This window comes from Paenibacillus sp. 01T424, assembly GCF_056398745.1.
In genome coordinates, this window is the sequence record NZ_JBFTPZ010000064.1 from 20656 (window position 1) to 34679 (window position 14024).

Annotated in this window: 14 protein-coding genes; all 14 read right to left on the reverse strand. The window is 44.1% G+C overall.

The genetic code is table 11. The features are described 5' to 3' along the window. The 14 genes from AC1DPK_RS31225 to AC1DPK_RS31290 all read right to left on the reverse strand — a co-directional run bounded on the left by AC1DPK_RS31225 (position 1) and on the right by AC1DPK_RS31290 (position 13061). On the reverse strand, positions 1–438 hold the full coding sequence (locus AC1DPK_RS31225) for a DMT family transporter (RefSeq protein WP_477512682.1): 438 nt from the start codon (positions 436–438) through the stop codon (positions 1–3). Beyond that, positions 390–995, reverse strand: a complete 606-nt coding sequence (locus tag AC1DPK_RS31230) for a TetR/AcrR family transcriptional regulator (RefSeq protein WP_477512683.1) — start codon at positions 993–995, stop codon at positions 390–392. Before AC1DPK_RS31230 ends, AC1DPK_RS31225 begins: the two co-directional genes overlap by 49 nt. A gap of 158 nt (positions 996–1153) precedes the next feature. Beyond that, complete coding sequence (locus AC1DPK_RS31235) at positions 1154–1591, reverse strand: hypothetical protein (protein WP_430056819.1); 438 nt, start codon at positions 1589–1591, stop codon at positions 1154–1156. Then, positions 1591–2652: a histidinol-phosphate transaminase gene (gene hisC / locus AC1DPK_RS31240; RefSeq protein WP_477512684.1), complete on the reverse strand. Its 1062-nt coding sequence runs from the start codon at positions 2650–2652 to the stop codon at positions 1591–1593. Before hisC ends, AC1DPK_RS31235 begins: the two co-directional genes overlap by 1 nt. A 74-nt stretch (positions 2653–2726) precedes the next feature. Next, entirely contained in the window at positions 2727–3179 is a 453-nt protein-coding gene (locus tag AC1DPK_RS31245; RefSeq protein ID WP_430056814.1) for a VanZ family protein, read from the reverse strand. Positions 3180–3182: 3 nt separating this feature from the next. Continuing rightward, positions 3183–3896 (reverse strand): metallophosphoesterase family protein, encoded by a 714-nt coding sequence (locus tag AC1DPK_RS31250; protein ID WP_477512685.1) that lies wholly within the window; start codon positions 3894–3896, stop codon positions 3183–3185. Further along, positions 3893–4399, reverse strand: coding sequence for a GNAT family N-acetyltransferase (locus tag AC1DPK_RS31255; protein WP_076266291.1), 507 nt, complete (start codon positions 4397–4399; stop codon positions 3893–3895). The genes AC1DPK_RS31250 and AC1DPK_RS31255 overlap by 4 nt, the downstream gene beginning before the upstream one ends. Before the next feature lie 152 nt (positions 4400–4551). Beyond that, positions 4552–5154, reverse strand: a complete 603-nt coding sequence (mobA, locus tag AC1DPK_RS31260) for a molybdenum cofactor guanylyltransferase (RefSeq protein WP_477512686.1) — start codon at positions 5152–5154, stop codon at positions 4552–4554. 77 nt (positions 5155–5231) lie between these two features. Then, positions 5232–6905, reverse strand: coding sequence for a glutamine--tRNA ligase/YqeY domain fusion protein (locus tag AC1DPK_RS31265; RefSeq protein ID WP_076266293.1), 1674 nt, complete (start codon positions 6903–6905; stop codon positions 5232–5234). Positions 6906–7031: 126 nt separating this feature from the next. Next, entirely contained in the window at positions 7032–8396 is a 1365-nt protein-coding gene (locus AC1DPK_RS31270) for a sodium-dependent transporter (protein WP_076266294.1), read from the reverse strand. Between the two features lie 1072 nt (positions 8397–9468). Further along, the gene (locus AC1DPK_RS31275) at positions 9469–10014 is read right to left on the reverse strand and encodes a glutathione peroxidase (protein ID WP_076266295.1); all 546 of its coding nucleotides are present in this window, start codon (positions 10012–10014) and stop codon (positions 9469–9471) included. A gap of 258 nt (positions 10015–10272) precedes the next feature. Beyond that, complete coding sequence (locus AC1DPK_RS31280) at positions 10273–11619, reverse strand: DUF2252 domain-containing protein (protein ID WP_477512687.1); 1347 nt, start codon at positions 11617–11619, stop codon at positions 10273–10275. A 19-nt stretch (positions 11620–11638) separates the two neighbouring features. Then, a complete protein-coding gene (locus AC1DPK_RS31285; RefSeq protein ID WP_477512688.1) occupies positions 11639–12121 on the reverse strand; it encodes a CcdC family protein in 483 nt (160 codons plus the stop codon). Positions 12122–12389: 268 nt separating this feature from the next. Then, positions 12390–13061, reverse strand: coding sequence for a DUF559 domain-containing protein (locus AC1DPK_RS31290; protein WP_477512689.1), 672 nt, complete (start codon positions 13059–13061; stop codon positions 12390–12392). Positions 13062–14024: the final 963 nt, after the last annotated feature.

Below are 14024 nucleotides of genomic sequence, written 5' to 3' on the forward strand. Positions count from 1 at the left end.
TTATGAACCCACCTTATCTTGTTCTATGTTGGTTACAGCCTTTGGTGCTTTGTCAGGAGCTGGCTTGTCATTTGACACAAGCTTAAGTCCAACTATGCCCCCTACAAGCAATGCGATAAAGAACAAACGCCAAAAATCAGCCGGCTCATTCAGTATAATAATGCCTGCGAGAACAGTGCCTACTGTTCCAATTCCCGTAAACATAGCATAGGCAACGCCAATCTCAATCGTACGCATTGCGCGGGCAAACAGCATAAAGCTTAGGACAAGCAGCACCACTGTTATTATGCTTGGAACAAGCACTGTAAAGCCCTCCGAATATTTGAGGCCAAACGTCCAGCCTACCTCAAGAAACCCCGCTAATAATAAAAAGACCCATTGCATTTTTTTCAATCCTCTCTCGCTGTCATCGTCCAAATCTGCCATAATGATTGCCACACCATTTGCTTCCTTTTCTCAAGCAGCTCTTTTCCATATATTTGATTCTCAACAAGGATGCCATCTACACATACATAAAAGGTAGCAATTAACCGTTCCGTCTCTTCCAGGTTAAACAACCCTTGTGACGCTCCCTTTTCCAGCACGCTAATAATTCCCTTGTTCAGTTCATACTCATAGCGCAATAAATCTTGATTGAGCTGATCGCGCAAATGGCGCGGCGGTACAAGCATCGTTTTCTTCAAGAAAGCTTGACCTGTCGTTAAATGAGTGAGATCGGTAAAAAAAGTAAACAGTCGATGTACTTGCTCCTTAATCGGCGCCTGATCCATATCTTGAAGAAGCTCTATAAACTGATTATGCTCTTCAACAATCATTTCCTGAATGAGCTGCAAGAACAGTTGTTCTTTCGATTTATAATGTGCATATATGGACGGCGTCTTAATGCCCACTGCCTTAGCAATTTCTGACAAGGATGCCCCCTCATAGCCTGATTCTGCAAACATCGTCAGCGCCGCCAGCTTTATTCGTTCCGACGTTGTTATTTCAGCACTCATGTCATTCCCTCCGATCCGCTTTCGTTCCCCTGCCTAACGAACGTTAGTTTTTCACAAATTTTAAAATGAAATAATCATTTAGTCAAGATGAAAATAACTATCATCAAATAAAGCCATGCATGCTCCCCCTTCATTGGAGATCATACATGGCTTTATTGTTATTGCTTTGAGGCTTGGCTATATTTCTTCCAAAGGGTAGACCCTCCATTAAAGATCATGCCGAGTGTAATGCCAAGCAGCGTAACGATAACGTTCAAAATAAGGCAGTAAACAAGCAGCAGTCCAAAATCGACCGTATTGTCCGAAAGAGGAAGCACTTGGCTTAGTATAAATGCGAGAAGCACGCTAAACGGAATCCAGAACAAAAATATGAAGATCGGAAAGTACCAATGCTGATTTCGAAAAAACTTTACGATCGGCAAAGCGAACGCAATAATCATAATCATGCAAATGATGTAGCTCTGCTCCACAATCCCGCTATAATAATAAGCTGTATATAGAAACACATTACTCACTGCAGCATAGATGGCACTTAAAACTAGTACCAACCGCATCGACCGCCGAAACAACAATTGCTCCTTCGTAACCTCTTCCATTACTCGCCTACGATTTCTTGGAGTGCCCGAATAAAGGCATCCATTTCTTCATCCGTTCCGATGCTCACCCGCAAATATTCATTAATCCGAGGTTGATCGAAATACCGGACCAGCACGCCCTTATCGCGCAGCTGCACAAAGATGTCCTTAGCTGCTATCGTTTTATGCGAAATGAAGATGAAGTTTGCCTTCGAGTCTGTTGCAGCAAAGCCGAGCTCCTTCACCTGCTCCGTTACACGTTCTCGTGTAGCAATGACCTTCTCCGTCGTATCTCGGAAATAAGCGTCATCCTCAAGAGCAGCAATGGCGCCTGCCAAAGCAAGCCGATCCATCGTATAGGAATTAAATGAATTTTTGATTCGATTCAATCCATCAATCAACTCCTCGCTGCCAAAAGCAATCCCAACGCGAAGGCCAGCGAGCGAACGGGATTTCGAGAGTGTTTGAACAACAAGCAAATTCGGATAGTCGTGAATAAGCTCCACTGCTGATTGTCCGCCGAAGTCAATGTAAGCCTCGTCGATGATAACAACCTGATCGGGATTGCTTGCAAGCAATGTACGAATATCATCGAGCGGAAGCAATTGAGCCGTTGGTGCATTTGGGTTTGGTATGATGATACCACCATTGTCCGAATGGAAAGCTTCGACTTGAACGTTAAATTGCTCGTCCAATGCGATAAGCTCTGTTTGCAAGCCATATAACTTCGCATACACCTTATAGAAGCTGTAAGTAATATCAGGGAACAGTACCGTCTTAGCCGGATCAAAAAAAGCTGCGAAAGCAAAAGCTAAAATTTCATCAGAACCGTTGCCCGCAAACACTTGCTCTGCTCGCAATCCGTAATAGGAGGCAGCTGCTTTCACGAGCCCCTCGCAAGTAGGATCAGGATATAGCCGCAGATCAGCATTAGCTGCTCCTTTGATCGCATCAATTACCTTCGGAGATGGCGGGTACGGATTCTCATTCGTATTCAGTTTAATATACGTCTTATCCTTAGGCTGCTCGCCTGGAACATACGGCACCAGTGAAGCAGTGAGCGGACTCCAAAATTTACTCAATGACGTTTCTTCCTTTCGTAATCGATATTTCTATCGCTTCTTTTCAATTATTTTAACATTAAAGGATTTGTTACTTACAGAGTCCGACGAACGACAAGCCTAGTCATCAGCAGTCCAAGCAGCGCGCCAAACGTATTAAGAATAATATCGTCAATGTCGAAGCTGCCCACCCGCGTCAACATTTGAGTAAGCTCAACGGCTGTAATCAACATAATCGTGACCATTGTCAGTCTAAATACTTTCAAGTACTTCTTATTTAATAAGGGCAGGAATATGCCAATCGGTATGAATAAGACAATGTTTCCGAATAAGTTTTTGAACCAAATGTCAGGATTGAAATGATCATAATGGATGATATATTTTTTTATCGTATAAAGCGGTACCAGATTATAGTTATACCCCTCGCCAAAATAACGGCCACGATGAAATAAAAGCCAGCACATGATCAAGGTGTAGAACAAAGCAATTACGGTAATCAACATATTCAGCAGAGAGCTTTTGAATATGGCTTTCGAATACCCGCGCATTCCCTACAATCTCCAAGGGACAGAATACACGTTAAACTCTGCCGCTCCTGTAATCGCTAGTCCGTTAAGCTGATGTCCTGTTGCACATCCTCCGTCAACGCCAATCTTCCCTGCGCCAAACCAAACATCTGGTTTTCCATGAATATCGATGGTTTTTGTATGGCCGAAAATAACCGTTTTGTTTACATTGGTCGGCCTCTCAAGGAATGGTTGTTTTATGTAAAGAAAATCTCTGGCAGGCTGCTGTTTCCAATTCAAGTAATTCGGATTAAGACCCGCATGTACATATATAAAGTGTTCATCCTCATGATAATAGGGCAGGTTGTCCAGAAAAGTCATATGATGCGCGTAACGCTCCTGAACAGCTATTTTGGCTTGATCGATAACATACTCAATCGGACCTTGCTTAATGCCAGCATAGCTCTCTGCGGTTTGCCTGCCGCCATGGCCGGTAAACTTAAGCAGCGCCTGCTCGCTTCGCTCCAGCATAACATCAACGAGCCTCTCGTCGTGATTGCCTTGAATGGCAATTGCTCCATCCTTTTGGACTAAGCCGATGACCTGCTCCACCACTTCTCTGCTTTGCGGACCCCGATCAACGAAATCACCCAGCAGCATAAGCTGATCCTCGCCGGGACAATAATTCATACGTTCAAGCAAATCATTAAAAGGTGTATAACATCCATGAATATCACTAATCACAAGCGTTCGCTTCATATACGCCTCCCCGAGATCACCAGATCTCTTTCTACACCGTCCAGTACCGCTACCTTAGGCAAATGACCCCAAACCTCAAATCCAAACTTGCGAAGCAGAGCGAGGCTCGGCTCATTATGTCCAAATACAAAACCAAGCAGCGTATTTATCCCCAAGCCCGGACTTGCCTCAATCGCTTTCTGAATCAGTACCGTTCCAAGACCAAGCTTGCGGTATTCTTCCGCTATATAAATGCTTATCTCGGCAGTCGCATTGTAAGCCGGCCTGCCATAAAACGATTGGAAACTAAACCAAGCTGCGATTTCCCCTTCAATCGTTAATACCCATAGCGGCCTGAAATCAGGGGAATGGTCATCAAACCACGCTTTTTTGCTAGCTACAGTAGCTGGCTCAAGATCAGCCGTCACCATTCTGCTTGCAATTGTTGAATTATAAATATCAACAATACGCCCCAGATCACTTAGCTGCGCATCGATAATTTCATATTTGAGTTCTTTGGTCATACCTGCCACCTCTTACCCTTCTACTTCTAGATGGATGCTGCTTTAAATAGGCCTATTACAACTTTGACAAATTATATCACATCGCTGAATGTTTAAGCATCTATGCTGCATGGTAGATTCCGTCTAATTCCGCCTATAGAGGGCGAGCTTCTTCAGACCCCTTGTCCCTGCCTATACTTGTTATAATCTTCAGGCGTGTTGAGATTCGTAAAAACAGATACACCATGCTGCTCTAGCAGAGAAACCTCGATGGTTTGAAGCCGGCGCAATAGACCCATGAGACGATAGTCTTGATCCTTTAGCGCTTCTTCTATTTGAATGGCAATGCTAGCATGATAGAGAGCATGAAAAGGCTGGTCAGACGCATGGATTACGTCTACCCCTTTTTCCACATGAGTCATTAGATCAGCAAGCAATCCTTCGGACAACTGCGGCATATCACACGCCATAACAAATACATAACCCTCTGCAATCATGGACAAGCCCGCGTGCATTCCCGATAACGGGCCGCATTTTGAATAATGGTCCGTCACGAAGCTTACCGTCTCTCCTAATTCTTCAAGGCTTTTACGATAAAGCTCTTCACGCTGAGGCGTTCCTACTGAGACAACCACATGCTGCACAAGCTCTGTTAGCTGTTGTACAAGACGATATAGGAGCGGTTTGCCTTCAATAAGCAGCAGCGCTTTGTCGGCTCCCATTCTCGTGCTTAAGCCTCCAGCTAGTATTAAGCCATAAATATCATGCTTCGCCATCTTCTCATCCCCCTCTAAACAGAAAGAAAGCCTGCCGAGCACTCAGGCAAGGCAGGCTTGTATTATTTTTGACGGGTTTACGCCTTGGACGGATCGAACGAGCTCTTTAATGAAACGATTCGGTTGAAGGCAAGCTTCTCACTTGTTGTATCCTTCGGATCTACATTAAAGTAGCCGTGACGGAAAAATTGGAATTTATCGCCGCCGACAGCATCTTTCATATTAGGCTCAACAAAGCCTTGCAATACTTCAAGTGAATTCGGGTTGATGCATTCCATGAAAGGTTTGCCTTCATCTTCCGCTTCGCTCGTAATGAGCGGTTCAAACAAACGGAACTCAGCAGCTATCGCCTGAGAAGCTTCAATCCAATGAATGGTGCCTTTCACTTTACGTTCATTAAAGCCGGATCCGCTCTTCGTCTTCACGTCATAGGTACAGCGCAGCTCAATCACATTGCCCTCTGCATCCTTGATCGCCTCTTGGCATGTAATGAAGTAAGCATGTTTTAGACGCACTTCATTGCCAGGGAACAGACGGAAATATTTGTTCGGAGGATTTTCCATGAAATCATCCTGTTCAATGTATATCTCACGCGAAAACGGAATTTGACGGATTCCCATCTCTTCGTTTTCCGCATTATTTTCGGCATCAAGCAGTTCGGTTTGACCTTCTGGATAGTTTGTAATGACCACTTTAAGCGGACGCAATACAGCCATCGTACGAAGCGCCTTCAGCTTCAAGTCTTCTCTTATAAAATGCTCCAGGTTGCGCTCATCCACTAGGCTGTTGCTTTTCGATACACCGATCTCACGGCAGAAAGCACGCAGCGATTCCGGTGTATAGCCTTTGCGGCGCAAACCGCTGATCGTTGGCATACGCGGATCATCCCAGCCGTCTACTGCCCCTTCATCCACCAATTGCTTCAGCTTGCGCTTGCTCATAACGGTGTTCGTTACGTTCAGGCGGGCAAATTCATATTGATGCGGTGTGGAAGCCATCTCACATTCAGCTATCGTCCAATCATAGAGTGGACGGTGGTCCTCGAATTCCAGCGTACAGATCGAGTGCGTGATGCCTTCAATGGCATCGCTTAGCGGGTGAGCATAGTCATACATCGGATAGATGCACCAAGCATCTCCCGTGCGGTGATGATGCGTATGCGCAATGCGATACAACACAGGATCACGCAATGTGATGTTCGGTGAAGCCATATCAATTTTTGCGCGCAGCACCTTTTCGCCGTCCTTAAATTCGCCTGCGCGCATGCGTGCGAACAAATCAAGGTTTTCCTCTACTGTACGGTTCCGATACGGGCTTTCCTTGCCTGGCTCAGTCAACGTGCCGCGATATTCGCGCATTTGCTCAGCTGTCAGATCACATACATATGCTTTGCCCTTTTGAATAAGAAACACCGCACGATTGTAAAGCTCTTCAAAATAATCGGAAGCAAAGCGAAGGTCGTCCCATTCGAAGCCAAGCCAGCGAACATCCTCTTGGATGGACTCTACATACTCAGTATCTTCTTTTAACGGATTCGTATCGTCAAAACGCAAGTTTGTCTTGCCCTTGAACTCATCAGCCAGCTCAAAGTTCAAGCAAATCGACTTGGCATGTCCAATATGCAAATAGCCATTTGGCTCTGGCGGAAAACGAGTGACGATTTCTTTCACTTGGCCGCTCTTCAAATCTTCGACTACGATGCTTTTTATAAAATTCGAGGATGAGGACTTGTTATCTACTGCATTCTCCATCTGCGACCAACCTTTCCCACGGAAAATATTTATCCTCTTATAATACACAAATTCCCGTCAAATTATAATACTTAGTATGTATATGCCACTTTCAGAGCACGCTCCCGAGCCTAGCAATCCAGCGCACTAGAACGAAATAATGCCGGAAGAATAAAGAAATACGAGCAATACCAGAATAGGCGCCACATAACGCAGCATGAATAACCATACTCGCAGCCACCATGCAGACAAGCCTGACTCCTTAGCTCCGCCTTTCCATACATACCCGACAAATATAGTAACGACTAGTCCGCCAAGCGGCAGAACGATGTTAGTGCATACAAAATCAACCCAGTCAAAAAACGACTTTCCGCCAAACGTAAGCCAAGGTATTTTGTCACCAAGCGATAACGCCGATGGCACCCCAATAACGAAGCAAAGAATGGATAACAAAATAACTGAAAAGCTTCGGCTCCAGCCAAATTTCTCACGAACGAAAGCAACCGGCACCTCAAGCAGTGAGATGGTTGAAGTAAGCGACGCAAAGGCAATCATCACGAAGAACAGCCCTCCAAACAGCCACCCTAACGGCATCGCTGAGAATGCTGCAGGCAAGGCTACGAATACGAGACCAGGGCCTTGCGAAGCCTCGAGTCCAAATGCGAAGGTAGTAGGGAAAATAATCAGTCCTGCAAGAAGTGCATAAACAATATTGCCTGTACCTACTGCTGCTGTTGCTAGAGAAAGCGACTGCCGTTTATCCACGTACGCCCCATAAGTAATAATGGTACCCATGCCAAGGGAAAGGGATAGGAAGGCATGGCCAAGCGCTACGAATGCAGACTCCGCTGTCAGCTTGCTAAAGTCAGGCTTTAGAAAAAAGGCTGCGCCTTCGCCGGCTCCATCCAGAAACATAACACGCACACAAAGTACAATGAGCAATACAAGCAACCCTGGAATGAAAATTTTATTAACCTTTTCAATGCCTGCCGATACACCTCGAATAATGATGAGGCCCGTTAGAAGCAAGACGATGAATTGCCAGAATACCGGCATCCAGCTTCCATTAAGATCACTGAACTGCTGCGCAAAATCATTATTTTCAAATAGCTGCCCTGTAAAAGACAACATCGCATAATGCAAAGTCCAGCCTGCGACTATCGCATAGAACGACAATATAACGAACGCTCCCAAAATGATAATAACGCCGAAGCCGCTCCACAGCTTATGCGCGCCCAGCCGAGTGAACGAAGAGGACGCATTGCCGCGGCCGCCTCGACCTACTGATAGTTCCGCTAGCAGCACCGGCAGTCCTACTAGCAGCATGCATATAAAAAATAGAAGAAAAAAGGCCGCTCCTCCATATTTACCTGTAATATACGGGAACCTCCACATGTTGCCGAGTCCGACCGCACTTCCTATTGCCGCCAAAATAAATCCTGAGGACGTAAACCGCTCCCCTGTACCGCTCTCCCCGCTTTGCGAGGCTCCTTCTTGTTTTTGATCCTTCATAAGCCATTCCTCCTGTAATAATCTAAGCTGTCTGCGACTTATCTATTGCTCCGATGGGTAGTATAACCTTTTTCAAAAAATATATCTGCAAGCGCACGGTCTGAGCCGGCATAGTTCCATTTGAAAAACCCACAATCGAACAGGCTGCAATGTGTATTGGCGATGATTACTTTGTGCTTCGCCAATCATCAGAATGGTGGCACGAACGGTATCATAAATCAACATATTTCACACTTCCTCATTGCCGCTCCGTTTTCACTTCTATTTATTCATTTGATTCTATTTAACAGGACTGAATAACTTTTATTTTTGCACATATAAACCTTTTTAAACTTCGAATTACTCATGTACATGTAAAGGATTATTCCTTATATAATAAAGCGATACGTTAAATACGCAAAAATCTTTATCTGAATATAATTGCATATATAAAACTTTAATTCGAGATCGAAAAATGCTCAAATATCGAGTTTCAAGATATTTAAGACCATCAAAAAATGGACAGAAACGATTAATCGTTTCTGTCCATTTTCAACTTCTATCTTATATTAATTTAATAGAATGTAAGTACGATATTTTCATAAGAATTGCAGGATCAAAAGGCACAGTATGAAGTGTATGATGAGCCCAACAATTAACTCTTAAACTGAGGTTAAGCCGATCACATTTTGCTTAATAGACGCTGTGTGAACGTGGAGTTGCATCCATTGTTCTCCCAAGTAAAAACCCATCTATTGCTCGTTGATCACTCTATCAAAACCTCAGCAATTACCCGTTGATTTTACGGCATTGCGATAGCATATTGATCAAGCCTCGCATATCTCGTCGTCCGTAATGATCCTACTTTATTCGATATCACTTCTATGAACCATCCAATTCACGTATATAGAAGTATGCTTTGCATTCACTTCCAAAGGTCAAAGCATAGTCCTTCATATCGAAGAATGTATGGTTATAAGGAAGCTATTCGCCATTAGACGCCAGTCTTACCTACAAAACGACTAAAACAACCATTAAATGGGCTTTTTTTCGCCCGGAAGCCGCATGTATTTCATTTTTAAGTGAGGAAGCACTATAGCAGCTGCTCGATATTAGCCTTCATTTCGGAAGGTTCATCGGTCGATTCGAACCGTTTTACGACATTGCCTTCACGGTCAATTAGAAATTTAGTAAAGTTCCATTTGACTGAGTTGCCTTCGAGGTAATGAGGCAGCTTCTCCGAAAGGAAAGCATTGAGCATTTTACCGCTAGGGTTGCTTGTGTCAAAACCTTGGAAAGGCGCATCTTCCGTTAGCTGCTTGAAAAGAGGATGAGCGGTTTCATCCCGTACATCGGTTTTCTCAAAGAGAGGGAATGTCACTCCGTAGTTCAACTGGCAAAAGCTTTGAACATCAGAGTTTGCACCCGGCTCCTGCTCGCCAAATTGATTACTTGGAAAACCAAGAATCTCAAGACCTTGATCTTTATATTGTTCATATAGTTTTTGCAAATCCGCGTATTGCGGTGTAAAGCCGCATTTGCTTGCTGTGTTGACGACAATTAGCACCTTACCTTTATATTGTTCCATGCTTTGTTGTTTACCATTAATGCTTTGCAGCTCATGTGAGTAAATGCTCATTGTTTGTTGCCTCCTCTAAAATATGTGAGTTATAATAAATTAAATTGTACACAATTTAATTATTACATAGAATACCATGCGAAACAAATGAATGTCAAACCTAAAGCGTTTATAGGAAAAGCGAAACATGTTTATAAAATCGATTATCCAGTCGCTATATGTAATCCCCTGCGCTGACCACCGTTTTTTTATAGCTGCTACGCAAAAAAAGACTGCTCCTCTTGCGAGTTACCTCGCGCCTCGGTGCAGTCCCATTATTTATAATTGCGATTGCTTCTTTCTACTGCCCAGCCATTCCGTGAACAAAGCATAATCCTGCTCCACTTGATCTGCGTAGGAAAGCGCCCAATTGGCAATTGACGTGCAAAAAGCATCCTCGTCATTGCCCATCGCCTTCACAATCTCAATCTCACTGTGATACGCGAGAATACCTTGCGCTACATCGGCATCCGCCCTCGCATGCATTTTTGCGGTCAGCCTGCCCATGCTCGTCGTAACCGACAGCAAATCCCCAGCCGTATCAAGCGCTTCTAGCTTAAGCCGCTTCTTATATGGTGATCGCTCACGCACATAAAACTGCCGCTCTCCAATGGATAGCCATCCAAGATACGGGTCTGCCTCATGGTGCATCGCTCTCTGAGTCATGGTTACGCGCTGTCCCTGATGCTCAAACATAGACCAAAATGTCTCATCATAAGGCATAAAATAAGCTGGAACCGGAACGCGCACTTCCTTTACCTCAAGCACGATATCGTCCTCGCCTTGTGCATCTTCGCCTGCTTCAATCAGTACATAGTATCTATCGAGCCCAATAGATGCTGTCCCTGAGCCATGCTTCACTGCAATATCCTTTACCTGAAAATGACGCAATTCCTCTGAATCATCGGCTTTGACGGTATCTAAATACATCGGCCATGCTTGCAATAAAGCCTCACGTTCTTCGTCAGTCGGAGCTACAATTTCATCTGTCGTTGCAAACTGCCTATGCTCTTGTACGAGCGCCGTAACCTTTTCAAGGAAATGCTGATCCTTGCGTTTTTGCAGTTTTTTGAGCAGCTTCTTGACGGGACCTTCCGCACGCTCAATGTCAATCACATAAGTGCCGGGGTCATCCTTGCCCTTTGCGAATCGGCGCATCTGCTTGGAATAGGCCTGTAGATAAGCTTCAACCGCGCTAATCTGATTAGCATGGGTTTGTCCTTTAAGCCTGCCGACGAGCGCTATACTTACCGACATTCGCATCAAATCATACAAATACGAGCCCAGATAACCTTCATCAAAATCATTCACATCATAGACGAGCGTACCTTGCTCATTGCGGAAAGCACCAAAGTTCTCAAAGTGCAGATCGCCTTGAACCCAAGTGGGACGCCCTTCAGGCGTGTGATAAGGAAACCAAATTCGTGATGCGTCAAAATAAAATAAATAAGCGCTGCCGCGAAAAAAAGAAAATGGCGTTTCCGACATTTTAAGATACTTTTCTTCACGTTTGCCGCGCTCAAGCTTCATTATTTTTTGATCAAATTCTTGAAAAATCGCAGATAGTGTCCGTCTTCTAAGTTTGCTCTGGGTCAGCTTCACTCGTTCTGTCAGCTTCGAATCCATACATTCTCCCCCATTCAACTTACATTTCTACTTTTTGCAGTCTCATATAATCACTAATCATAGCCAAGCGCCATGGTAGAATCATGCCAAAAGCGAGCAAATAGAAAACCGCCCCGGTTTGCGGAATCGACATATATTGCTCTACGACACTATGTAGAGACAGCCTGATTATGAACAGCGTCAGCATAATAAAAACAAACGCCTTAGATCGTCTTACATAGATTTCCGACTTCACGCGTTCCAAACGGGTCGTGACGATTAATGGGAAAGCAAAGATCAGCATGCCGGTCAAAAAAGCAGCTAACCCCCAAAACCATGGAATATGCGTCTGGGAAAAGGCAAACATGACGAAGCCTGTTGCCATGCCTAACGGCGGTATGATGATTTTGCGCAATGAGGTCGGCCGTTTACCCGCGCGCATACGCAGGACAATAAGTGTAAGACCGGCCAGAGCAGATATGACGATGGAACCAACTTGAATCACTTGCGTTGACAGCAGCACCGCTAATTACCCCCGTTTTCATGGTGTGGATGCCCTATTTTTATAATCGCGAAAATGCTCTTAATCCTTTACAAGGCAGCAATAAATTACTCTTTATTCCATCGTACTTCAAAACCATAAACATCGCAAACATACGCTATTTTTTTAAACCTGTGATCGTCTATGGAAGCTTCTCCTCTTGTTTGAAAAGTTCCTTGTTATCATCTAGCTTCATGTTAGCTGCGATGTAAGAAAGAAGCTGAAGCCGGTCGCAATAATAATTGAAACATTAATCCAGAAAATTAAGAAAGTCATGAGCGAGCTCATATCCTACGACTCGTTGTCGATTGCCACGATAAAGAGGGATAAGCCCTCCTTTTGAGCATAACTTTTTCAATAAATTTACTGCTGTTTTATGATCAATACCAAAATGACGCTCCACATCCTTTGGCCTGATTAAACGAGCCTGTTGAACTGCAAGCCGTATAATTTCTTTCTCTACTAGTTGAATTCGTGTTATTGGTGCTCGCCTAGCCTGGTACCTGCTCATCACCATTTTGAGCATGGTCATACATATCTCAGGATTTTTCTCAACATCATCATAAGCGAATGAGATGACCGGATAACCCATCGCATGCAAAAAGGTTTCGCGGTTTAGTTCATGGCAATATTTTTGTCGATCCATGTCTCTAACATGAGATGCAAATCCTTTGATCTCAATAATGAGCTTTACAGTACCCGAAAACCAAGCAAAATCTGCAAAATAGGATCTGCCGCGCCAATCCAACACTTCATACTCAGGATGCAGGTTTCGAAAATCTCCACACAAAGGCCACCAGACATTACACAAAAATTTGGATTCCGCATGTCCATGCCCTCTTTCCAGCCTTCCGCGACGTTCCCCTGACCTTTTATCTACATGGTATTGAATAAATGAGCGATGCGCCTCCTCATAAGTCACCTTCAATCATCCCCTCTGGAAAATAGAAAACGTCCCGTCACCACTCTAGAGTGAGTGGTAACGGGACGTTCTTCGTCTCTTGTCTTTGATTATAAGGCATCTGGAATCATAAGAATAGTGTTGTTCTTGCATTCTTTTTAGCGTTATATCAAACTTATCCGTTGCCTGAAAGTCCAACCTTATCCACCTCATATAAACGATCAGTTGGCATGAAACGCAACCAAATCGCTTCCTCAACTTGTCTCCTCAAAAGAAAAGAAACTTAGCTGGAATATGTACCGCTATTTCACCCTTTTTTACGAAAAATAATAATTTAACAGGAATTTCTCCTGTTAATTCAGTCCATTTCAGCGGAATTTGCTAATATCCAACAAATTAACGGGAGGCTTTCCTTCTAAATGACTAAAATCAGCCGAATTAGTAAAATTAGATGGAGGTTTTCCTGTTAGTGTTAATTGATGTTGAGTGATTTGGTTAAAATGAACGTATCCTTCGCATAAGAAATGTAACTTACTTGCCTCCATATCTTGTCTCCTCAAAGAAAAGTAGCTTAACTGGAATTTCTACCGCTAATTCACCCTTTTTTACAGAAAATATTAATTTAAGAGGAATTTCTCCTGTTAATACTGTCCATCTCAGCTGAATTTGCTAATATCCAACAAATTAACGGGAGATATTCCTTCTAAGTGAGCAAAATCAGCTGGATTAGCATAATTAACCGGAGGTTTTCCTGTTAGTGTTAGTTGATATTGAAAGAATTGGTTAGTTTGTTTGGTGGGTTCGTGGGTTCATGGGTCCGTGGGTTCGTGGGTTCGTGGGTTCATGGGTCCGTGGGTTCGTGGGTTCGTGGGTTCGTGGGTTCGTGGGTTCGTGGGTTCGTGGGTTCGTGGGTTCGTGGGTTCGTGGGTTCGTGGGTTCGTGGGTTCGTGGGTTCGTGGGTTCGTGGGTTCGTGGGTTCGTGGG